This is a genomic window from Gluconobacter aidae, assembly GCF_009547075.1.
Classification (GTDB): Bacteria; Pseudomonadota; Alphaproteobacteria; order Acetobacterales; family Acetobacteraceae; genus Gluconobacter; species Gluconobacter aidae.
Genome location: NZ_WIPH01000035.1, coordinates 1 through 22,508 on the forward strand (window position 1 = coordinate 1; position 22,508 = coordinate 22,508).

Consider the following 22,508-nt stretch of genomic DNA (forward strand, 5'->3'; position numbering starts at 1 on the left):
GCCGCAAGATTCAAGGAGTAATGGCGAGCTATTATCACACGATATTAACAGTATACATTAATAGATAACCGAACATTTTTCTTCCTTACGGTACCAATTTACGAAATGGATTGAGCGGAATAGACTTCAAAGAGCTGACGCAATTTGATTGCTTTTTCACTTCCATGATCTGCGGCAAAGTCCAGAAGCCGCTTCGCTTCTGCATGATCGGTCTCGCAGCCCATTCCATTATAGAATAACTGGGCAAGTGTTACTGCTGCCCCAACATGCCCGGCTTCGAAAGCTCGACGATACCAGGAATGGGCTTCAAGAAAATTGGGAGCAACGCCATCTCCCTGAAGGTTGATATCGCCGACCAATGCGATAGCTTCAATCTCACCGCCCTGAGCGGCTTTTCTTAGCCATGTTTCGGCTTTCGATACATCCCGTTCGACGCCTCGTCCCTGATAATAAGCCACTCCGACCTTCATCTGCGCCGCCGGATGGTTCTGTGTTGCCGCTTTCATGAAATATCCGAACGCTTGGGCATCTTTGCCGCCCTCGTATTCCAGAATTGTACCAAGCATCAACTCGGCTTCCGGCAGGCCGTCTGTAGATGCTTGCTGAATGAATGCTACCGCTTTGCGGCGTTCTTCGGGCGTTTGCGCTGCACCAAGCAGCGCAACGCCATGCCCGTATAAACCCTGAACATTTCCACCTTCCGCCGCATGTTGATAAAGTGCGCGGCCTCTTACAATGTCACGAAGAGTTTCCGGTCCTTGCGTCAGGAGATGTGCTGCCAGCACCATACCGTCAAAATCACCGCCTTCCGCTGCTCTCTCGGCCCAGAAGAGAGCCTTTGCATAATCAGGTTTTCCTTGCGTCAGTGTCATATCGAACACTGTGGCCCGCTCTTCAGCGGATACGCTGAAGCCCATGTAACTCAGTACGCCCAGTCTGTGACAGGCTTTGGTATGATGTTGTCCTGCGGCTTGCCTGAACCAGCGGAGCGCCTCGTTTCCATTCATCGGAACGTCCTGATCGGCCATGTACAGTTCTCCGAGCATGAACTGCGCTTCCGCATTTCCTGCGGTCGCCAGTACATGAAGCTGCTTCATTCCGCGTCTGGTTTTCCCGTTTTTCAGAAGATTCTGCGCATGTTTGATTTTTGCTTCAGGAGTACCAAATAATGGGACGCTGAATTTTTTCATATTATTTTTCCGTATCATTATGATGTGGTTGCTGGAATGCAGATTGGGTCGCGGGACAGCGCATGAACGGCGCAACAAACTGGTGCGAAAAATACTCAAGCCATGTCTCCGCCGGGGAGCGCAGGCCATGCAGGCCGATCGTCAGAACCAAACCACCTATTATCAGGAAGACAATAGGCCGTTTTGACCATGCCGTTCCTGAAGACGTGCGTAATTCGTTTTTCCTTGCCAGTATCAGAAACAGGACACCCAGCAAACCAACACTCGCACCAACAGAAACTTCTGCAAACGAATGGACATGAAGAACGATCCGTGCGCATCCTGCCAAAAGCGCAACTCCAAATGCCACAGCAAGCCACATACGCAGAGACCGGCTGAAAAGTACTGCCACTCCACCATAGACAAAAGTCATACCGGCCGTATGTCCACTAGGACTGTATAGGCTTTGTCCCGGAAAACGCCCGCATGCCTCGAAACAAAGCTTGAGGATCAGTGTTATCCCGAAGACCAGAAGTATCAGAATAGAGTACTGCAGGAATATCCTGTATCGTCCTTGGAGGATAAGAGTCAGGCTGATCAATGCCATCAGGGGCCACAGAATGTTTTCGTCCCCGAAATCACTCAGAAAGCCGATGAGAATAAGGGTACTGTCAGGCACGCAGCGTTTTTCTCTTTCTGGCCTGAGCCCTCATCAGGGATGAGACCAATATGGCCAGCAGCACATAGAAATCCATTGTCCCCAGAACGGGACCGGAAATAAGCGTCGCCACTGTCCGTCCTAGCAGTGCAGTCATTGTTGCCTCGATCATCCATGCATCGACCGACTGTTCATTTGCCGCTACCTTCAGGGTACGGAATATGGTTGCAAAAAGCCGCCCGTTCCAGATGACGAGTCCCAGAATGCCCACCACCCCAATAGTGGACAGAAAGCCTGGAAGAAGACTGGAAGAACGATTGCTCCCCCACCCGGTTCCGAGCCCATAAGTCTCCCAGGCAAGCTGGTATGAATCAGTATCTTTCTGACTGCGCTCTTCATAAGAAACGGATTGCTTCTTTTCCTGTGTTTCCAGAATGACTGCCGCCGCCCCCTTGATAACATCAGGCGCGAATGCCGCGAGGGCGAATGTCGTGAAGCCCATACACAGGACGCCGACTCCGATGAACAGCATCAACCGCCGGAACAACTGCCGTTTTCGACTTATAATGGCATAGATGACCAACAGCAGCATCCCGACCAACATCGCAATATACCCGGTGGTCGAAGTCGTCATCAGCAGACAAAGTATGCTCATGACCAGCATGAGCCGTGTCAGCCATCCGCCATACCCCCTTAATGTCGACCAAACTGTTGAATAGAGTGTACCGATAAGAAATGTTGCGCAGGCCGCAGGTTCAGTAAACGTGGAGTTGATGCGCGGCACTGGACCGCTCATTTGCGTATCAAGCACAGCCCATCCAGGATTGGAATAAAAAAGGGTTTTAGGAAATGGAATACTTCCTATAAGTCTGTGCGCCATTTCCCAGAACCCGACTACACACGCAAGCATCGCGCCTATGAGATAGGCTCGATAAAGACGCTGCGGGTCGGCTTCGCGTCTCGTCAGGAATAATACCGTCATGACGAACATGACAAGATCAAGTACAAGGTAGGCGTCCTGCGTCATGTTACCACGTTGAGGGGAGAGTGGTATGCGGGTTGCAATCTCATCCAGCTTCTGAGGCCAGACAAGAACTTTTTCTTCAAACAGGCGCGGCAGGAGAATGGAGCCAAGGATTGCCCAAAAAAACGAAAAAAACAGCGGTGCACAAAATCTTATCGGGCGCATTGCTTCAGGAAAGGTGATGCCCAGTGCAAGCTGAAGTCCCATAAAGGCAATAAATATCATTCCCGGAGCCATGGAAGGCTGTAGGCCCAGCCCTCCCAACACCAGAACAGCGGAAGCCTGTAAAACTCCTCCAATAAGAGTCAGCTCCAGAAGACGCTGCGGATCTTTTCTGAAAAAGAAGATAAGGCAGAGGGGCCAGAAGATCAGCCCCATCGCAGTCAAACCCATGTCAGACCTTGTTGACCGCTCGGGAGGGCATAAATGTCTTCCATTGCTGGTCTACAAACGTCATAAAACGAGATCGGAACAGTTCTTCTGAAAACCGGAGCGCATTCTGATGACAGAGTTCTGGTGTCATGTCTTTTTCATGTTCTTCAAATGTATTCACTGCACCGATGATGCTTTCCACACTCTGGGTATCAAACAGAAGACCTGTTTTGCCAGGCTGAACAATATCGCAGGCGCCTCCACGTCCGTAAGCGATTACGGGAGTTCCTGCTGCCTGAGCCTCGACAAGAGAAATACCAAAATCTTCTTCCCCGGCATATACGAACGCCCGCGCCTGACTTAGCATCATCTGCAATTCCCCGTCTGGGACATGTCCCTTGAGGCTGATATTTGAAGCCCCGGCGGCTTTCTGTCGGACAAGATCCGCATCGGTTCCGCCGCCGATGACGATCAGCTTCCGATCGGGCATGCGATGGAACGCCTCAACCACCAGATCAATTCGCTTGTAGGGTACCAGACGAGAAACAACGACGTAGTAATCTTCCTTTGTACCATTTACGGAAAAACGATTTAGATTGACAGGCGGCGGAATGACATGGGCCTCTCGTCGCCAGGTCTTGCGGATCCGGCGGGCAATGTAACCTGAATTTGCCACAAATGCGTCCACACCTGCCGCAGCCCTCACGTCCCAGTTTCGCAGACGATGGAAAAGCCAGCGGATATAAAGGCCTCGCAACCCTCTGCTCAGTCCGCTTTGACGAAGATAGGTATTCTGGAAATCCCATGCATACCTCATTGGGGAATGAACGTAGGACACATGGAGCTGATCCGGTCCTGTGATGATACCTTTTGCTACTGCATGGTGACTGGAAATAACAATATCAAACCCACTAAGATCCCATTGCTCCACCGCCAGAGGCATCAAGCCAAGATAGTGCCTGAAAAACCTGCGTGCAAAAGGTAGCTTTTGAATGAACGACGTCTGAATTTCTCGGTTTCCCAAGCGCGCACGGTCTTTCGGAGAAAGAAAGTCCACGACAGAGAAAATTTTCGCGTCCGGGTAACATTTAATTAATTGCTCGATGACAAGCTCAGAGCCGGCCCAGTTTTCCAGCCATTCGTGTATGATCGCAACCTGGATAGATTTCATGTCTATTTTTTCTCATTCTGCGGTTTTTAAAGTTCCTCTGTCAGCAGAGACTTGCGCTTCCTTTACTACGCCGACTTCAAAACCAGTTGCCGGAAGCGGCATCGGTCTGGCAGCATTTCTCGGCACATGTATATGGGTTGCCGGAGGCTACTGGCTTTTCTCCTGATCAACCTCACGGACAGGCGGTTTTGCTCATCTTCGGAGAAGGGCGCGCGCAACATCAGAAATGCCGCTCATATACCTTGATGACATCCCCAGGTTTAACAAAACTCTGCGGATAGAGAAGGCCGGTGGTCGTGCTTCCATCCTCCTGTCGGATCGCATACGCATAGCGCTCCCATGAGCGATACGTGAATCCTCCTGCCGCTGCGATAGCTGAAAGCAGCGTCATACCCGGCTGGTATGCATATTGGCCCGGGTGCTCGACCTCTCCGATGACGGAGACCAGGCGGTAGGCCGTAACCTGCACCGCAATTTTTGCGTCCCGAAGAATGGCTTTCTGCCGAAGTGCCTTCGTAATACTCTGCCCGAGCTCCTGCGTCGTCAATCCTGAGGCATGTACAGTCCCCAGCAATGGCACATCAATATTTCCTGCACTATCGATGCGGAAATCAGAAGTTAACTGATCCTGATCATACGTCATCAGGCGCACTTCATCATCAGTGCCAAGTCTATACTGCATCGGATCGTATGCTGGCACTGGTGCCAATCCCCGGCCTGGACTACAGGCCGCCAGACAACAGCCAATCACACACAGAAGAATATATTCCCGCAGGTTCCACAAAAGCCGCATCCCCAAAGATTCCATCATGATGAAAATTTTATTACAACTGATATTTTATGCTTATCACAGCCGTATCGATACTGTATCGCCCCGTCCCGACAGCATTGGCATTTCTATAGACATTCGAGGCTCCAAGAGAGAAATTCCGGTCCAGTGCCCAGTCGAAGCCAATGTTGAAATCAGAATTTAGCTGGGATGTCATGACCTGATACAGTGGGGTGTGTTCAAAAATGGCTGGTGTCTTTCCCGCCCCACCTTGCTGAACCTGCGCGCCTGCATGGAGTACGAGGTTGCGGGAATAGGCATGACGGATATCGAGCGAAGCGTTGGTATAAACAAAGCCGACTACACTTTCGAACGCACTGTCCGCAATCCCTCGCGATACGGTCAGGGAAACGCGTGTGAGATGCGTGGGCGTCCATGTTCCCCGCAGTTCAACATAGAATGTATTAAGAGTTTTATAAGCCGAAGCCGCGTAAGAACGTGTCTGATATCCCCCCAGCACCCGTATGCTGAAGGGGCCGGGCATTTCGTAATCATATCCTGCCAGAGCAGAAAAACCGTTAGAATTTCTGGAAGGAAGGCCGAAACGGTTGCTCGAATACCGGATCTCGACACCTTGGGCGATCATGAGAAGATCGCTACCTTCAGCCATGGAATAGCGTAACCCGACCCCTTCGGAGAACAGGAGCCGATTGCGGTAGGACTGCTGCAGGTAGACATCGCTGCCGCCCAGATCTGCAAACTGAAAACGTTTCAGATCAAAATTCGGAATTATCGAAAGCTTTCCGTGCGTTTCGATCCGATCATCCAAGGCCAGATCCTGCACAAAATAGGGAACAGGCCGATTCGCGGCGAATGCTCCCAGATCAAATGGCATCTGAGTCATTTTCTCATGACTCAGATGATATTCGAGCCGATCGTGGCCCAGCCTTTCATCTCCCGATAAAAATGCAGACCAGTTGGTCTGATCCTGTAATCCGCGTTCAGGATAGTAAAGCTGATTAACGGACGCCCCAATCCTGACGCGCCTCCGCTTCTGAATGAGTGCTCCCTCCAGATTTGCCTTGGTCTGACTGACTGCGCTGGGAACACCGCCCATGATCTGGTCGGCGTTATTGGTATATCCCCATCCTTCGGAGGCTTCACCATTGATGGTCCATGGACCCAGCCTCAGGCCCTGAGCACCGTACCGATGATTTGTATCTGCTTGGAAAGCATCCAGGGTTTCAGTACCTGCGGGGCTACCCAGAGCCGAAAGATTCTGTGTAACGACCTGTGCATATGCCGCCCTACCCAGAAACAGTGGCGACTGGAGAGCAGCCCCAATTCCCAGAGCGCACAATACGCTCAGACCAGATTTTTCCCGACACAAAAACATAGGGAATTTCTTATCAGAAAAACAGATGTCCAGAAATCCTCCCGATGGAAACATTCGAGGAATATACATGAATGATGCTATAACGATTTATTAACTCACGTTGATGTGGACTTACGTTAATTTTTATGTAAACAATAATCGCCATCAACGACATGAATTTCTATGATTATGGATCGTTTGGAAAGCAGGTGTGAGCAACACTGCTATCGCTTTCGTTAATTGGTCTCATTCACGGGGAACCGATGAAATTATCCTCCTCCTTCAATCGGGGTGCTTTCGAAGCTTCCGCAGATAAGCTGATGCTTTCTGCGGTTGGCAGCATTCGTTCCCGGTTTGTTATGGAGTTTTCCCGTCGGGTGCCTCTCGTTTTTTTCTTAAGCGATATGGTGGCTGTATTTCTGTCGGGCATATCTGGAGGCTGGATTGCGTCAGTTGTTCATAACTGGTCCACTGGTGCTCCGTTTTTCCTCGACGCAAACATGAATGCCTTCCGCGCAGCAGGTCATCTTATGCCAATCTGCATCGGTGTTCTGCTTTACATGTTTGTTAGCGGTGAATACCGTAACAGATTTCCGTTCTGGAGTGAGTTCGGGCGTCTGATCGCGGCATCATTCTGTGCGTTACTGGCATCGGGCTTCTGGGCTTTCGCATTTCAGATTTCCGATCTCCGGATGGCACTCTTGCTTCCCTGGGTCATTTTTCCGTTTTGTGGTGAGTTTCTGCGGCAGTTATGCCGCCACGGACTGCACGCAATCCATTTATGGCAAATCCCCACGGTGCTGGTTGGCGGTAAGGCGGAAACGGATCAGGCAAGACGTATTCTGAATAGTGAATCTCTTCCCAGTCATGAAATCACGAAGTGCCTCAGTCCGGCGGACGCGATAAACCTTCTTGTGGTGTCTGAAGAAACGAATTTTTCCCGCTGGTTCCAGTTCCTGTTGTGCCTTGATCCAACCGATATACTTTCTCGGGACCTCATAGAGCGACTGACCCGGAAGCGCATTCCTTTCGCCCTGATTCCACAGGTCTCCGGGATGCCGACGCACGGTCTGACGCAATCATCTTATTTCAGTCATGACACCATTATTCTATCTTATAGGAGTAATCTGGAAGAACCGGTTCAGCGTTTTTTCAAATTTACATTTGACTTTGTGTTGGCTGTGTTTCTGCTCGCGCTCGTTTTTCCTATCTATGTGATCCTCTATGTGCTCATTATTCTGGAGGGCGGTCAGCCAATCTATGGCCATCGTCGGATCGGTCAAAACGGGCGTGAATTCAATTGTCTAAAATTTCGTACAATGGTGAAAAACTCAGATGAAGTTTTGAAGCGTCTTCTTGAAACCGACCCTGAGGCGGCCGCTGAATGGCGGGAAACACAAAAACTGCGCCATGATCCACGGATCACTCGTATTGGACGTGTGCTTCGGAAAACGAGTCTGGATGAACTGCCGCAACTCCTCAACGTCATTCGAGGGGAGATGAGCCTCGTGGGCCCCCGTCCTATTGTGCAGGCCGAAGTCCATCATTATGGCGAAAATTTCGAGTATTATAAGGCTATTCGTCCGGGAATTACCGGTTTGTGGCAAGTCAGCGGCAGAAGCGATACAGGTTATGCTGAACGTGTTCAGCTTGACCGATGGTATGTTCGCAACTGGACCCTCTGGCACGATGTCGCCATTCTGGCGAAAACCCTTCCGGCAGTTTTTTTAAGACGTGGCGCTCGGTAAGCGGAAATTAATATTTATGAGTCAGATTTCTGCTACCATGAACCCAAATTCATCTCACCCGATTGATATAACTCCTGCCCACGAGCAAGAGTTCGCTGGTTTTGGCCAGTTGTTTTCAAGCCTCAAACGGCACAGAATTCTGCTGTGTTCTGTTGCTGGCGGCACATTCCTTCTGGGGGGTGTCGCCATTGCGAGCCTCAAACCTTATTATCAGTCCGTAGCCGAAGTTGCAGTCGGGGCTCGCGGCATGATATCGCCGTCACAACTCAGTCCCTATGCCGATCACGCGCTGGATCTGGTTGCCCTCAATACCCAGCTTCGCATCATAAAAAGTCCAGCAATTGCCCTGATGGTGACGCAAAGACTGCATCTTGCGGACACGCCAGAATACGAGCAGGCGCTGCGTCCGTCGATTTTGTCAAAACTCAAGAGGAGCCTCGGCCTCCAGACAGCTGAAGTCCCCCTGACCCATGAACAGCATGAGGAACTGGTTTCCGACCTACTCATGCAGAGAGTGGTTATAAGCAATGACGGTCGCTCGGCGATCCTCGAGATAACCGCACGGTCCGCCACGCCCAACCTTGCGCCGGCTATCGCCAATGCCTATGTCCACGCATATCTCGACTTTGAGCAGCAGGCCAAAATTCAGGCGGCGCGCAACGCAAGTGTTCTTCTTGAAGAGCAGATTGCCCCGTTACGCGAGAGGGCAATCCAGGCAGAGCAGGCCGTTTCCCGCTACAGGCAGGAACATAATCTGCACCTGCTTGGAGACGACGCGGGCAATGATGCGGACCGTAAGGGGCGTATTGCGCTTCCCGCGACAACGAATGACGTGCGTCTCACGCAGATGAATCGTGAACTTGGCGAAGCAGAAGCGGATCTGGCGCGAAAGCAGGCGATATACAATCAGGCTGAATCTGACGGAAACATTGAAACCATTACGGCAATCACGGCCTCACCGCTTATCCAGAGTCTTCGTCTTCAGCAGGCGCGGGTCAATGCACGCATCTCGACTCTCGCAGCCACAGCTCTGGATCGGAATCCGGAGCTGATCGCGGCCCATGCCGAAGCGGCGCGGATTGATGATCAGATTGCCACAGAAAGCCGAAAGCTTCTGCAAAATCTCCGTTACGAGGCTGAAACAGCCCAGGAACGGGTCAACGCTCTGAAAGAGCGCACGAACACCCTGCAAGCCAATGCGACAGAAGAGGAGCACGCTGATATCCGTCTGCGACAGCTTGTCGGCGAAGCGACGGCCGCGCAGAGCCTGTACAGGGATTATCTCTCCCGCGTTGGGCAGATTTCGGCCGAAACGGCCATACAGCAGGCGGAAGCACGCCTCATTACGCCTGCCGATCAACCCCTCGGCCCTGCGGGACCGCCCAAAAAACAATATGGCATATTGCTACTTCTGCTTTCCCTGGCACTTGGGACAGGGGCTGCCCTACTGAGAGACCGCTCTCGGAGCACTCTTCGGACTCTGAGCGAACTGGAGCAGCAGACCCATCTATTCGGGCTTGGCGCTCTTCCACGCTTTGAAGGTTCTCTGCGACAGCAACTGAGTTCCAGGCATTCCCTTTACGGCCGGATGCTCAATTCCATGCGGGCGATTCTGACCTTCGGCAATCCTTCTATCCGTACGAAAACTACGGTCATTACCTCTGCGGTGGGCAGTGAAGGTAAAACCACACTTGCCATTTCACTTGCCAGTAGTGTGGGGGCGCTTGGCAAACGGACCCTTCTAATCGATTGTGATGCCCATCGTCCAAGTGTCCTGCTGTCGCTCGGGCTGAATGAAACCGCTGACGGCTTCATCCGCGAGGCATTGCCCGGAATGGATATCTTCGTGGCCAGTCAGAGTAGCGAACGCGGTGTGATGAATTTTGAAGCCTTGGGACAGTTTCTCGAAGCGCATCGAGATGATTACGATCAGATCGTTATCGATACGCCACCAATTCTGAGCTTCCCCGAGGCGGGTGTTCTGGCTTCTTTCGCTGAAGGTGTGATCCTCGCCGTCAAATGGCATCATACGCCTGCGAGTGCCGTTCTTGAAGCACAGAGAATCCTACGCACCCATCATGCGAACTGCCTGGGTGCCGTTCTGACATTCGTCGATATCGAAAATCTGCATCCCGAAGAGAGTGTTCGGATCGGTGAATATGCCTACTATCGCAAGCTTGTCTCTGCACCATAATGGCTGCTCGTTCCATAACCCAGATCTCTCTGAACGGGCGTTTTTCTGTTCAGTCCCTAAGCGGAGTCCAGCGTTTCGCAACAGAGATTACACGTGCACTTTCGGAAATCTGGCCAACTGACCTGCCACAGCCCGAGCTCCTGACACCACGGGGTCCCTCTTTTTCGTCCACCCCGGTTGATATTGGCTTTCCAGTACGACCTTGTGGTTACTTTCAAGGTCAACTCTGGGAGCAGATTGACCTCCCAAAAGCAGCAGGGCCGGGGTTGCTCGTGAATCTGGGGAATACTGGCCCTCTTATCCTGCCGGCGCGAAACAGCCGTCAGATCGTCGTCATCCATGATGCTGGTGTCTTTTCCACACCCAAATCCTATTCGCGGCAGTTTCGTGTCTACTACAAAATACTGCACCGGCTACTAACGATAGGCAAAACCCGCATTGTCACGGTATCGAACTTCGCTCGCAATGATATTGCCAGTCATCTACGGATTGATCCAGCCAGAATAAGCGTCATTACAGAAGGATCGGAACACGCTACGCGCATCCCGGCAGACAGGACTGTTCTTGAACGCCATGGACTCGAAGCAGGGAAATATGTTCTGGCTGTTGGTAATATGGCTCCTCACAAGGATTTCGCCGCCCTTGAGCATCTGGCTGCGACATTACCGGAACGTGGGATCAAGCTGGTTATCAGCGGCGGGATGAACAAACGGGTTTTTGAGGCTGACATACCCGATCTGCGACAGGCCACCTATGTCGGTCGTGTGACGGACGAGGAACTTCATGCTCTCTACAGCGACGCAGTCTGCTTTGTGTTTCCTTCTATTTACGAAGGTTTTGGTCTTCCGCCAATCGAAGCCATGGAAGCGGGGTGCCCCGTTGTTGCGCGCGACATCCCAGTATTGCATGAAATTTGCGGACAGGCTGCCCGCTACGGTTGCAGACCCACCGATCTGACCTTACAGGTTTTGGAAATTCTTGATAATCCTGATGTTGCCAGCACACTTTGCCATGCGGGCCGGAAACAGGTGAACCAATATCGCTGGTCAATCGCAGCCGAAAAACTTCTGAATATCATGCGAGAGGAATTCTCAGCATGCTGAGATGGGCCCATATCCTGCATATATTGGTTGTGCTGAGCGCAGTCAGCACCATTATGCCGGTCAGTGCGGAAGAGCTTACTGCAGACGAAGATACGGCTTCTGCTCCATCACCTGCAAAGATGCAGATATGGTGTGCAATTATGGATGCCGCATCGAGCCGCCTGTTCGTTTCTGACCCGACCCCGACAGGGCCACTCAGTCACATGGCGTTGTGGGTCGCTGGCAGTCGTTTCGTGACGATTGTGAACAGTCGCTACAATCTGACGATCCGCAACAGTGACCATGCCTGTACAATGTATCGGGACAAGACGCACGCTACAAAGGCCAGAGACCTCACCATATCCCTGGCGCAACACCATGGCGAACAAATCGTTACCATCGGTCTGGACTAGGCCATGAGACCTGAAACTGCTTTGTTACATCCAAAGAAATCCATTGCTCTGCTACCGAAAAGCAGCGAAACGACCTCGGTGCCAGCCAACGCCAAGGTCGTCGTTGGCATCGCGACCACGGGCCGTCCGGAAATCCTGGCAGAGCTCGTGGACCAGTTGGCCAAGCAGTCGATCCTGCCTCACAGACTTATCATCAGCTATGCCAGACCGGGTGATATTGCCGCTATACCTCAGGCGCTTCGGGACAGCATGTCCGTTGAATTCGTTACCGGCCATATGGGAGCTGCCGTCCAGCGTAACGTTATTCTAGATCGTATAGAGAATGAGGACATCATTCTCTTTCTGGATGATGATTTCTTTCCGCACCCCGCATATATTTCAAGAATTATCGAGGCTTTTCATAGTCATCCTGACGTTCTGGGAGCCACTGGCCATCTTCTGGCAGATGGTGCAAGAGGACCCGGGCTGGAAATCGCAGACGCCAACCGGCTGAACGAAAATGTTGAAACCACGCCTCTTCTTCAGGTTGAGGACGCTTTCAACACTTATGGCTGCAACATGGCTTTTCGCTGTTCTGCCATAAAGCGTCTGGGTACCCGTTTCGATGAAAATCTGCCTCTTTATTCCTGGTATGAGGACATGGATTTTTCCCGTTCTCTCCTGCCACATGGCAGAATTGTCAGGGTCAATGGCGCCCGGGGCGTGCATCTCGGGAACAAGACCGGCAAAGGGTCAGGTATCCGCCTTGGTTATTCGCAGATTATCAATAGCATCTATCTTGCCCGGAAGGGAACATATCCCTGGTCGCACGCACTGAAAAGCGCGGGAAGACATTTCCTCATCAACGCTCTCAAATCCTTCAGACCCGAACCTTACATCGATCGCAGGGGACGTCTGCGGGGAAATCTGATCGGCATTGGCGACGTGGTCCGAAACCGTATCACTCCTGAACGTGCCGCCATACTCACCATTTCAAAAGTAGCATCCTGACATGCGTTTTTCACTTGTTGTTCCTACTCTCAATCGGCAGGTCGAAGTCGAAGCCTTCATGCAGGGTCTCGACCGCCAGACTTTCCGTGATTTCGAGGTTATTCTCGTTGATCAGAGCGGAGCGGATATCTTCGATGAAATTGTTGCACGATACAGCCGTAAATGGCCCGTGAAGCACGTCCGTTCTGACGTCCGCAAGCCACGGCACGCATGTAATCTGGGCGCCCGTCAAGCCGTGGGAAAAATTATTGCCTTCCCCGATGATGACTGCATTTACGAACCAGACACTCTCGAACGTGTGGATGCGTATTTTCGCAAGACCGGTAATCAGGGTTTCATCACGGGCGCCGTACTGAACCTGGATGGCGCGCCAACGGCAATGGGACGATGGCTGGAGAAAAGCCAGATCCTTGACCGACATACGATCTGGACGGGCCTGATCGAATTCAATTTCTTCATGCCGCGTGACCTGTTCGAACAGGTCGGCGGTTTTGACGAAAATCTGGGTCCGTGTACGCCATTTGGTTCCTGCGAAGGACCGGATCTTGCTCTGCGCCTGATGTCAGCCGGGGTACATGGATATCATGATCGCAACCTGCTGGTCCGTCACATGGACAAGTCTTCTGCGCTCAATGGTTCCCGCGCTTATGATTACGGAACGGGGATGGGATATGTCCTCCGCAAAAACCATGCTTCCCTGCGAACGGTCCTGACATTCCTCATCCGTCCCCTGGGCGGAACGCTACTCAGCCTGCTGCGCCGAAAATCTGATCAGGCAGCATATTATTTCAGGACGCTTCAGGGCAGACTGGCTGGATATTTCTCCAGAGAGGGCCGCCAGGCTGCATGGCATACCCCAAGGGGGGAATAGTCCTGATGATTCGGGAGCTTTCCCGAAGCGACTGTAAAGGCAGGTTCATGACAGGAAAATTTTTCAAGATTTTTACCGTTTCGAGTGCAATTCCAGCCGCATTTCTCTTTCTATCCACATCTGCCAGCGCAGCAGACCCGGCCAGAATGATCGCAGCCTGTCCGGCGTGGCCTTCTCATTGTAAAATTGATCTCAAAGGACAAGTTTACAGGCTCCAGCACACGTTGCATCTCAATCCACTCACCATGAGATTGACCAATGGCGTGCTGGATGCCTCGGGCCTGCCGGATGGTGAGCCTGCAATTCTTGTCTCATCAGATGGTCAGGGGCAGCCTGAAAGTTACGATACCGCCGCAAGCAGCATCGATCATATTGTTCTGACGGGCCAGCCGAAAGCGGATGGGATCGTTCTCGACAACAGGAACGATGATAATATCCGTGCGGCCGCCATCACACTGGAAAATGTTGCGATTTCCGGTTTCCGCCGCGGATTGACGTTTGGCAATCATGCCTACGTTTTCGGCCTTTCTCACGTCCAGATCCATAATAACACGACGGGTTTGTATACGATCCCCAACGCAGTGGATGCAGGAGAGCGCATCGCCCTGGAAGACGTCAATATTTTCAATAATAGCCTGGGTGTAGATGATGAAGGCGGCATGGAACTGGACTGGCTCGGTTCGCGTCTGGATTACAACACAACGACTGCGGTAATATCGGGCCTATGGAGTTTTGACGGGCATATTGAGATTTCTCCCCCGCACACTCCTCCGATCCGGCTTCATGCCCTTGTCGGTCAGCCAGCGGGTTCACTTTTCATAACAGCCGGGTCTTTCGTGATCGTCAGTCAGTCTGACGGGAAGGCAAGTAGTGATTACTGGGTCCAGAGCGACAGCCCATATAGTGCGATCCAGTTTCCCGCCCATACTTATGGTGTCCGCGGGAAGATCGCTGTCATGAACGGTCCTGCATCTGTTTACGGACCTGCCTTGCCAGCGTTCAACCCGAACTGACCATTATGAGCCCGTGCCCGAAGCAGGGGCTCATAAAAGAATTGTTATCTCATCCAGCGATCTACTGCTGTCATACCCAATGTCAGAAGCTCTCCGGCCCGCTGTGGCGTGGATGCTTCAACATATACCCGCAGTTCCGGAGCATTTCCTGACGGGCGAAGATGGATAATATCTCCCTTCTGGAAGGTGATGCGGATACCGTCCGTTTCGTCGACGTTTGCAACGGAACCGCAGGCCGCCACGAAACCCAGAGCCTCGCTGACTCCTGCAACGTCCTCACGTAATATGGCCAAACGCGCTGCACTCTGCTTTCCCGGAATATCCTGCAGACGATCGCTTTGTGTAAAACGCGGCGGAAGTGCCTCAAGAAGCCCTGCAACACCGCGTTGTCTGTCCTGAACCGAGGTCAGGACGCAGATCATTGGTAAGACAGCGTCACGGGTCGGTAGGGCAGCAAGAAATTTCCCCTGACGGCTGATATCACTGGCCAGCAGGAACCCACCGTTGGCTTCGTAACCGACAGATGGAATATTACCTGCCTTAACGGCATCCATCATTCCTGTCACGACATATGGTGAACCAATCCGGGTACGGCATACGGAAGAAACAATCCCCGAAGCCTCAAGGGCCGTATTACTACTAACCGGTGTTGTCACTGAAGCGGCATCCAGGCTCTGTGCCGCGAGAATTCCAAGCACATCTCCTCGAATCCAATGTCCATACTGGTCCGTGAGGAGAGGGCGGTCTGAATCCCCGTCTGTTGTCAGAATGGCGTCATATTCACCGTTCTGTGCCCAGTCGCGCGCGAGAACGATATCTTCCGGACGCACGGCCTCCGTATCGACAGAAACAAAAACGTCCGAACGCCCAAGAGGAACAGCCTTCCCCCCCAGGGCCTCGATCACAGACACCAGAACGTCTCGCCCTACTGCCGAATGCTGATACACTCCCAGCGTCTTTCCGGAGAGCGCCGTACGACCAAAAAATTCCACATAGCGCGCAATGTATTGCGACAGAACATCCGTGATGGGAGGGAGCGTGATATCAGTCGTCAGCGCACCCTGGTCATCAAACCAGCCGTGTGGGAGGTTGACGTCCTGTTCACGCATGATGGCTTCGTCAGTTTTGAGAAATTCTCCCCTCGCGCGATTGAACTTGATTCCGTTCCGGTCACTGGGAATATGACTTCCTGTTACCATAAGTGATGGAACATGCTGCGAAAACGCATACAAACTCAACGCAGGTGTAGGAACCTGCCCGCAATAGACCGGCTTGCCTTTCATCCAGACGATGGCGGCAGCGCATGCCCGAAGAATGCGAGGAGTGCTCGGGCGTAGATCTCCCGCAATAGCCACGGGCATTCCAGCACTAAACTCCCCGACTGTCTCCAAATACATCAGGTAGCCAACAGTATACGCAAAGCAGACAGCGTCCGTCATGGATGTGACAAGCCCACGCGCGCCACTTGTCCCGAACGCCACTTCCGACTGCACCATCCATTCAGAAATTTTCATTTATTTTTCAGCCTCATGTCTTCAGCGAAATAGCTCATGCGTATATCTCCTCGAATATACATCGACGTGGAGGGATCGAAAAACCCCTCTGCTTTTGAGATCTGCCTTGTGATTCCATTTTTTGTTTGGCAATTGGGGAGATGACTCCCGCAGCAGCCCGCTTCCTGAAACGGATGAATATCCACGGTCGAGGCTCATTGGATGTATTTCTGAAGTGTTCGGCCCAGTCTGTTGGCTGGCATTTCAATGAAATGGAAGCAGAAATATGCTGATATGAACGAGATTATCAGGACGGGAATCAGCATGCCTGACATTTGTACGGATAGTGGCCTTGAGAGCAGGAGGGGGGCCATCAGACGTGCAACAACGACAATCACCAGGAAATGGAAAAGATATATTCCAAACGATATATCGCCGATCTGAGAGAGCCCACGGCAAGACAAAATTCTGGACATGTGATTTTTTGTCGCCAGGCCGTAAATAATGATCGCAGAAAAAAGAGCTTCAATCAGACTGCACAAAGGGTCATGGAATGGGATTTCTCCTCGGTGAGTCAGGATACCCAGTACTTCTCGAGCGCCAAGAAGCCCAATCACAGCGAGATAGAAAAATACATCAGGATAGGTTTTTTTATGTGACTTCAAAACTCTAAATGTTATTATTCCAATAATAAAGTCTATCGCATAAAATATTGGCAAAGTCTTTCCACTCCCGCCAATCATCAGAAAGGATAATCCTGTAAAAGAGGCTGCGGTAAGCACAGCCATCCATACCCGGCCGCTGCATGCTTTGATGAAGAGAGGCAATACAATCGCGACCATAATTTCACAGGCAATCGTCCAATTTTGAGGAACGAGAGCACTGTTTAATCCAAGAAAGCATTTGCTGATCGTGAAGCCGGATAAAGGCATATCATGATTTAATAACCCCTGAAACCAGGCATTGAGGAATGGAACATTCCTTTCCGAGAAATGCGACTTGACGTAAATCAGGGAGAGAGTGGTAACAACCATTAGGAGAGGCAGTATCCGGAAGATACGGCGCGTATAGAAACCCGCGATCTCTTTTATTCCTGCTGGTTTTTTAAAAAAAGAAGGCGACAGAACAAAACCGCTCAGAACAAAAAACACAACGACTGCGGCATGGGAGTTCAGGAAAATACCTTCAAGTGTAAGCCAGAAAGAACTGCTCACAGGGAAGCAAAGCACGTAATGACGCAATAATACGACCAGGGAAGCAATCCCGCGCAATGATTGAAGGGACGAAATATGATTATCGAAGGATTTCGTCACCCTGAATGATCTGTCAATCGTATAAGACACCGGCGCTGCTTTCTTTGACAAATCTTAGTTCATTATAAAATATCTGAAACAAAAAAAAGGAAGCACCCGAATACGGATGCCTCCTTTCCTGTCTGGAACACTACTTTGGGGGCTGAAGCGATCAGCAACCCCAATGCGACGTGTTGTTATACACAGGAGGCTGCGAATGCGAGGCCGACTGCATGGCCGACGAGAAGCATCCCTGCGAGCCCGTGTGGCTCGACACTGTGGAGCAAGCCCATGCATTGCCCGATTGGCCGAAGACGCCACCGCAGTTGTTTGCCTGCCACCCGTTACAGGACGAGAAAGCGCCATTCATTGCAGAAATAATCTTCTGAATGGAGGAGGCGAGATCACTTCCGCCGCAGCCGCCACCAAAGCCCCAGCCCCAGTTCCCGGTCTGACCACCGCAGGCAGTGCTACCATCATGGTCATTGTGCATCGGGCCTCCATCATGACCATTCCAGCCAGAATGTCCATCGCCGCCACAATGTCGGTTATGGTCCCAGTGACCACAATGATCGTCAGAGCTACCATTGTTGGCCGAGGCATCAGAAATCAGATAGTTTCCGCTCTTGTCCTGGGTAATCTGAAGCGTACCAGGGGTGTAGCCTGAAGCCATGGATACATTGCTCAAGGTCAGCGTATGGTTGTCGCTTTCCTGAACAACAAGGCTGTAGCTGCCGTTGGAATTTTTGACGTAAGAAGCCGAAAGCGGAGTTTCGCCTGTATTGGCGGTAATTCCGAATTCCGTCTTGCCGGAAACATTGCTGAAGCTGGTGTCAACGGTTGTGTCCTGACCGTTGAGGAAAAACTGCTCACTCGACTTGGAGTCGAAAGAGACAGAGACGCCTGTCGCCAGAAAGCCCGTGTAGACGGAGCTGTTACCGCTCAGGGTGATATGCATCGAATTGGCAATGTTGACGCCGTCCGTCTGGCTGCCGAATGTCGAATTGACAAGATTCAGCGTGCCAGTACCGTTCAGTCGCTCACCATCGCCCATGAAGACGTTGCTGCGGTTATTTTCAATGGTCAGCGTCCCGTTCATGACGTTGATGTCGCCCAACTGAACAGCCGAATGGGTATCGATTACAATCGATCCGTATTGCGACACCTGAAAAGAACTCGTCGAGAAAACAGGTGAGCTTTCACTGGATTTGCAGGAAGACGCCGTGATGTCGAGGGTGCCGTAATCACCGATTGTGAGGCTAGGGACAGCCGTCGAACTTGCTGTTCCTGCTACGGCTTCAGCTGTTGCCGTTGAACTTGTTCCAGTAATATCGACATCGTGATAAGTCGTGGGTGAAGCCCCCGTGGACCAGTTCTTGACATTATAGAAATCGCCACATGAACCGCCAGTCCAATAAGTAGAAGCCATTACACAAGTATCCTATATATCATGGAAACCCGGATTATTTTTGTTCAAAATTCGAGTGCAGAATTATCCAACCCGCGCACCCGCATCCGGGAGCAATGCAGATTTAATTCGCACATCTTAAAAATATTTTCTCATTAATAAGACGTTAAATCGTTTTTTTTTATAAACGCTGAATGCTGAAAATCCTCGGGAATCTCGAGAATCGGCCCGAAACTTTCCGATTTGCAGATGCATGCCGAAGTTCTGTTTTGGGAGTTCTGTCAAGAAAGATCGGCTTTTCAATCACGATTCGTCTGGATTGAAGAATTGCACAGACAGGCAAAAGGCGATTATGACAGCCACAACATATCCGGAAATACGGGAGTATGGTGTCCCTTGTCTGGCGTTCTTCCGTCCCAGGATGGTTGGATCATTGATCGGACGGAGGCTCTGAACAGATCTAGGCTACGTAGACCAATTTCGCGGACTTCTCTACCTTCCCACCAAACAGTATCACAGTGAGACTCCCATTGAGCGCTGAAGTAAGAAAAATCGCATTTTATTTGCCGCAATTTCATCGTATCCATGAAAACGACATGTGGTGGGGCGAAGGCTTTACGGAGTGGACTAACGTCCGTAAAGCGCGACCTCTTTTCAAAGGACATGTTCAGCCGATCCTTCCAAGAGAACTAGGATATTACGATCTGCTAGACGAACAGGTCTATACTGCGCAGGCGCAGATGGCCCAAAATCATGGAATTGAAGGGTTCTGCTACTGGCATTACTGGTTCGGAAATGGGAAGCGTATCCTCGAGAAACCTTTTAACAAGGTTCTGGAGACGGGGAAGCCTGATTTTCCTTTCTGTCTGTGCTGGGCCAACCAGTCCTGGACAGGTGTGTGGCATGGTGCTCCGGGTCGGGTTCTCATGGAACAGACCTATAATGGCGCTGCCGATATGCGAGCCCATTTTGCATTTCTCGCGCAGGCCTTCCGTGACCCTCGCTATATTACTTTTAATAAGCGGCCTGTCTTTCCAATCTATGGCGTTCGTGATCTTCCTGACCCACCAGCTTACATTATGGCATTGCGAAATCTGGCAATCGAACATGGATTTCCTGGTCTGCATATTATCGGTATGGCCAATAGTGATACCGATAAACTTCTGACCTGTTGCGATCAGGTGATGCCTTTTGGGCCTGGCGATTATCTGGAACACAGGCGATTAGGAGTGTTAAAACGTGTGTTACGTCGTCTTGCCTGTACGTCGCAGGCAGACTGTCTTCCTGATGTTGTGCGCAAAGCAATGAATGCACCGATTCATTATTCATTCCAAGATGTGGTCAATCAGGCTTTCAAAGACCTTCCGGCATCTCCGAATTATATCCCCTGCGTCACGACTGGCTGGGACAATACTCCACGTTCGCAACGTAGAGGAGTTGTTTTCGAAGGATACTCTCCTGAATTACTGGGCGAATATGTGCGCAAAGCAGTGTTACGCAACAGGCAGGTTGGTGGTGATAATTTCATTTTCTTCAAAGCCTGGAATGAGTGGGCGGAAGGCAATATTCTGGAACCCGAGATGCGTTTCGGATTGAAACCGCTTGAAGCCGTAGCGGTCGCCCTGAAGGACTGATCTGAACTCGTGACTGACAGTTCTCAGCAAGAAAGTCTTCTGGACCCGGAACATGGGGCCATAACGGGCACAGGAGCAAAAACAGCGCGGGGCGCGGCATTTCTGCTTGGCACCAAGCTTTCAGGCCGCGCTCTGGATTTTATTTCTCTTGTTGTCCTGACACATCTTTTGCGGCCAGCCGATTTTGGCATGGTCTCTCTGGCTATGTCGGTAATCTATTTGGCAGAGGCTGTTTTCGAATTGCCTCTGTATCAGGCTCTCGTTGTTCTTGACCTGATAGATAAAGAGCATCTTGATACTGCATTTACATTAAGCTTTTTGCGTGGATTTACAATCTGTATTGTTATTCTTGTTGTTTCCGTTCCGTTTTCAATTTTCTATGATAATTTTAGACTTCTTCCGCTTCTCATGGCACTTAGTCTGGCGCCTGCATTTCGTGGCATGCAGAGTCCGGGCCTCGCACTTTATGCTAAACGGCTCGATTTTTCGCGCGAATGTGTCATTGAACTGGTAGGGAAGGGCTGCGCGATGACCGTCGCCGTTCTGGTCGCTCTTACAACGCGCTCCTACTGGGCCATAGCGGCTGCAACGATTACCAGTTCTGTTGTTTCCATGGCTGTCTCGTATGTTATTTCCGAATATAAGCCACGTTTCACGCTATCTCGATGGAATGATTTCAGAAATTTTCTCGGCTGGAGCAGTGGCGCCCAAATCCTTAGCGCTGTTAACTGGCAATACGACCGTCTCATTCTCGGTCGTCTTGTCTCTGCACCGACCTTGGGCGCTTTTTCGATAGCAAGCGATCTCGTTGCCATTCCGTCTCAGGCCATTGCTGTTCCTCTGAGTCGGCCCCTTCTTTCGGCTCTCGTCGCGTGTCGGGATAATCTGGGTCGTCTGAGAAATCTTTATCGTCTTTCGAACGCGGCCGTTTTTATGGTCATTCTTCCTATTTTTATTGAAATGTCTTCTCTTTCCCAGGAAATCGTTCATTCGATCTTGGGACCTAAATGGGAAAAATCCGTAACTTACATTGCTCTCCTTTCCATACCTCCAATCATTGCGGGGTTGGCTGAAGGAATCGGGGCTCTGGTGATGACTTTTAAGAAAAACCATCTTTATATGCGCCTTAATACTATTGAGTTTTGTCTTAAGATCCCCATTATTACAGGTGTATCGATTTTCTTTGGAGCGATCGGGGCATGCTGGGCTCGTATAGGCGTAGCATTCATTATGATGTTTGTTTGCCTCGCGACAACCAAATCTCTGATTAAGATGCCCTACACCGAAATCTTTTTTCAGAACTGGCGTACCGGTCTGGCTGGAATTGTTTCATGCCTCGCCATAGAAGGCATGAAATACGGTATTCTGCCCGCGACGTGGCCAGGACTTGCGAGGCTGTTCATTTTGGCTGGAAGTGGAATAGGGGTCTATATCCTTGCGCTGCTTGTGCTCTGGTATCTGAACGGGAAAAAGGCTGACGATATTGAAGCCAAAATAATCGGAACATGCCTGTCAAGATTCAGGTCCTGAGAGGTGGAGGGATCGAAAAACTCTCTTGGTTTTAATGTCTATACTGCGATTCCATTTCTTCTACGCTGGTTGGGGGAATGATGAAACAGCCTGATTTATTCAGATGATGGTTCGCGCAGGACGGCAAGCCACGCTCCCTCTCAACCGAAAGCCCTATCCGCTGGTCCAACGACGCCTCCAAAAGGCAGCGTTGAATCAATCATGGACACGACTGTCAGTCTTTGTCCACGAAACCCAATTTGATTAATTGCAAGTATTATCGAGAGATTTAACGTGTAGCTCTAGAGCGGTTCCACTTTAAT

Annotated in this window: 18 protein-coding genes; 9 read left to right on the plus strand and 9 right to left on the minus strand. The window is 51.0% G+C overall.

Going from position 1 to position 22,508, the window contains the following annotated elements; translation table 11 throughout:
• Positions 1-98: 98 nt before the first annotated feature.
• The 6 genes from GFJ39_RS11650 to GFJ39_RS11670 all read right to left on the minus strand — a co-directional run bounded on the left by GFJ39_RS11650 (position 99) and on the right by GFJ39_RS11670 (position 6,628).
• Positions 99-1,190 carry an SEL1-like repeat protein gene (locus GFJ39_RS11650; RefSeq protein ID WP_194285364.1) on the minus strand — a complete coding sequence of 364 codons (1,092 nt, stop codon included), beginning with the start codon at positions 1,188-1,190 and terminating at the stop codon, positions 99-101.
• Between the two features lies 1 nt (position 1,191).
• On the minus strand, positions 1,192-1,848 hold the full coding sequence (locus GFJ39_RS14095) for a phosphatase PAP2 family protein (RefSeq protein ID WP_194285365.1): 657 nt from the start codon (positions 1,846-1,848) through the stop codon (positions 1,192-1,194).
• Positions 1,841-3,244 carry an O-antigen ligase family protein gene (locus GFJ39_RS11655; protein WP_153431493.1) on the minus strand — a complete coding sequence of 468 codons (1,404 nt, stop codon included), beginning with the start codon at positions 3,242-3,244 and terminating at the stop codon, positions 1,841-1,843. Before GFJ39_RS11655 ends, GFJ39_RS14095 begins: the two co-directional genes overlap by 8 nt.
• Before the next feature lies 1 nt (position 3,245).
• Positions 3,246-4,394 (minus strand): glycosyltransferase, encoded by a 1,149-nt coding sequence (locus GFJ39_RS11660; protein WP_153431494.1) that lies wholly within the window; start codon positions 4,392-4,394, stop codon positions 3,246-3,248.
• 220 nt (positions 4,395-4,614) lie between these two features.
• On the minus strand, positions 4,615-5,205 hold the full coding sequence (locus GFJ39_RS11665) for a polysaccharide biosynthesis/export family protein (RefSeq protein ID WP_228391923.1): 591 nt from the start codon (positions 5,203-5,205) through the stop codon (positions 4,615-4,617).
• A gap of 13 nt (positions 5,206-5,218) precedes the next feature.
• Positions 5,219-6,628: an outer membrane beta-barrel protein gene (locus GFJ39_RS11670; protein WP_153431495.1), complete on the minus strand. Its 1,410-nt coding sequence runs from the start codon at positions 6,626-6,628 to the stop codon at positions 5,219-5,221.
• A 173-nt stretch (positions 6,629-6,801) separates the two neighbouring features.
• Here GFJ39_RS11670 and GFJ39_RS11675 point away from each other — a divergent pair, with 173 nt between their 5' ends.
• Genes GFJ39_RS11675 through GFJ39_RS11705 form a run of 7 tightly spaced genes read left to right on the plus strand, consistent with a single transcriptional unit; the run spans position 6,802 to position 14,849 of the window.
• Positions 6,802-8,286 carry an exopolysaccharide biosynthesis polyprenyl glycosylphosphotransferase gene (locus GFJ39_RS11675; protein WP_153431496.1) on the plus strand — a complete coding sequence of 495 codons (1,485 nt, stop codon included), beginning with the start codon at positions 6,802-6,804 and terminating at the stop codon, positions 8,284-8,286.
• Positions 8,287-8,302: 16 nt separating this feature from the next.
• Entirely contained in the window at positions 8,303-10,480 is a 2,178-nt protein-coding gene (locus GFJ39_RS11680; protein WP_153431497.1) for a GumC family protein, read from the plus strand.
• On the plus strand, positions 10,480-11,583 hold the full coding sequence (locus tag GFJ39_RS11685; protein ID WP_153431498.1) for a glycosyltransferase family 4 protein: 1,104 nt from the start codon (positions 10,480-10,482) through the stop codon (positions 11,581-11,583). The genes GFJ39_RS11680 and GFJ39_RS11685 overlap by 1 nt, the downstream gene beginning before the upstream one ends.
• Positions 11,577-11,975 (plus strand): hypothetical protein, encoded by a 399-nt coding sequence (locus GFJ39_RS11690; RefSeq protein ID WP_153431499.1) that lies wholly within the window; start codon positions 11,577-11,579, stop codon positions 11,973-11,975. The genes GFJ39_RS11685 and GFJ39_RS11690 overlap by 7 nt, the downstream gene beginning before the upstream one ends.
• Positions 11,976-11,978: 3 nt before the next feature.
• A complete protein-coding gene (locus GFJ39_RS11695) occupies positions 11,979-12,965 on the plus strand; it encodes a glycosyltransferase family 2 protein (protein WP_153431500.1) in 987 nt (328 codons plus the stop codon).
• A gap of 1 nt (position 12,966) precedes the next feature.
• Positions 12,967-13,836 carry a glycosyltransferase family 2 protein gene (locus tag GFJ39_RS11700; protein WP_153431501.1) on the plus strand — a complete coding sequence of 290 codons (870 nt, stop codon included), beginning with the start codon at positions 12,967-12,969 and terminating at the stop codon, positions 13,834-13,836.
• Between the two features lie 5 nt (positions 13,837-13,841).
• A complete protein-coding gene (locus tag GFJ39_RS11705) occupies positions 13,842-14,849 on the plus strand; it encodes a hypothetical protein (RefSeq protein WP_194285366.1) in 1,008 nt (335 codons plus the stop codon).
• A 44-nt stretch (positions 14,850-14,893) separates the two neighbouring features.
• On the opposite strand, the gene GFJ39_RS11710 is transcribed toward GFJ39_RS11705, so the two are convergent.
• The 3 genes from GFJ39_RS11710 to GFJ39_RS11720 all read right to left on the minus strand — a co-directional run bounded on the left by GFJ39_RS11710 (position 14,894) and on the right by GFJ39_RS11720 (position 19,063).
• Entirely contained in the window at positions 14,894-16,345 is a 1,452-nt protein-coding gene (locus tag GFJ39_RS11710; RefSeq protein WP_194285367.1) for a phosphomannomutase, read from the minus strand.
• A gap of 212 nt (positions 16,346-16,557) precedes the next feature.
• Positions 16,558-17,706 (minus strand): acyltransferase family protein, encoded by a 1,149-nt coding sequence (locus tag GFJ39_RS11715; RefSeq protein WP_153431504.1) that lies wholly within the window; start codon positions 17,704-17,706, stop codon positions 16,558-16,560.
• Positions 17,707-17,806: 100 nt separating this feature from the next.
• Positions 17,807-19,063, minus strand: coding sequence for a hypothetical protein (locus tag GFJ39_RS11720; protein WP_153431505.1), 1,257 nt, complete (start codon positions 19,061-19,063; stop codon positions 17,807-17,809).
• A gap of 509 nt (positions 19,064-19,572) precedes the next feature.
• Here GFJ39_RS11720 and GFJ39_RS11725 point away from each other — a divergent pair.
• Positions 19,573-20,676: a glycosyltransferase WbsX family protein gene (locus GFJ39_RS11725; protein WP_153431506.1), complete on the plus strand. Its 1,104-nt coding sequence runs from the start codon at positions 19,573-19,575 to the stop codon at positions 20,674-20,676.
• A gap of 9 nt (positions 20,677-20,685) precedes the next feature.
• The gene (locus GFJ39_RS11730) at positions 20,686-22,206 is read left to right on the plus strand and encodes an oligosaccharide flippase family protein (RefSeq protein ID WP_153431507.1); all 1,521 of its coding nucleotides are present in this window, start codon (positions 20,686-20,688) and stop codon (positions 22,204-22,206) included.
• The last annotated feature ends 302 nt before the right edge of the window (positions 22,207-22,508 follow it).

Excerpts from the sequence above, each read along its gene's own strand:
- GFJ39_RS11650 (WP_194285364.1), bottom strand. The coding sequence starts at position 1,190 with ATGAAAAAATTCAGCGTCCCATTATTTGGTACTCCTGAAGCAAAAATC.
- GFJ39_RS11655 (WP_153431493.1), bottom strand. The coding sequence starts at position 3,244 with ATGGGTTTGACTGCGATGGGGCTGATCTTCTGGCCCCTCTGCCTTATC.
- GFJ39_RS11660 (WP_153431494.1), bottom strand. The coding sequence starts at position 4,394 with ATGAAATCTATCCAGGTTGCGATCATACACGAATGGCTGGAAAACTGG.
- GFJ39_RS11665 (WP_228391923.1), bottom strand. The coding sequence starts at position 5,205 with ATGATGGAATCTTTGGGGATGCGGCTTTTGTGGAACCTGCGGGAATAT.
- GFJ39_RS11670 (WP_153431495.1), bottom strand. The coding sequence starts at position 6,628 with ATGTATATTCCTCGAATGTTTCCATCGGGAGGATTTCTGGACATCTGT.
- GFJ39_RS11675 (WP_153431496.1), top strand. The coding sequence starts at position 6,802 with ATGAAATTATCCTCCTCCTTCAATCGGGGTGCTTTCGAAGCTTCCGCA.
- GFJ39_RS11680 (WP_153431497.1), top strand. The coding sequence starts at position 8,303 with ATGAGTCAGATTTCTGCTACCATGAACCCAAATTCATCTCACCCGATT.
- GFJ39_RS11685 (WP_153431498.1), top strand. The coding sequence starts at position 10,480 with ATGGCTGCTCGTTCCATAACCCAGATCTCTCTGAACGGGCGTTTTTCT.
- GFJ39_RS11690 (WP_153431499.1), top strand. The coding sequence starts at position 11,577 with ATGCTGAGATGGGCCCATATCCTGCATATATTGGTTGTGCTGAGCGCA.
- GFJ39_RS11695 (WP_153431500.1), top strand. The coding sequence starts at position 11,979 with ATGAGACCTGAAACTGCTTTGTTACATCCAAAGAAATCCATTGCTCTG.
- GFJ39_RS11700 (WP_153431501.1), top strand. The coding sequence starts at position 12,967 with ATGCGTTTTTCACTTGTTGTTCCTACTCTCAATCGGCAGGTCGAAGTC.
- GFJ39_RS11705 (WP_194285366.1), top strand. The coding sequence starts at position 13,842 with ATGATTCGGGAGCTTTCCCGAAGCGACTGTAAAGGCAGGTTCATGACA.
- GFJ39_RS11710 (WP_194285367.1), bottom strand. The coding sequence starts at position 16,345 with ATGGTGCAGTCGGAAGTGGCGTTCGGGACAAGTGGCGCGCGTGGGCTT.
- GFJ39_RS11720 (WP_153431505.1), bottom strand. The coding sequence starts at position 19,063 with ATGGCTTCTACTTATTGGACTGGCGGTTCATGTGGCGATTTCTATAAT.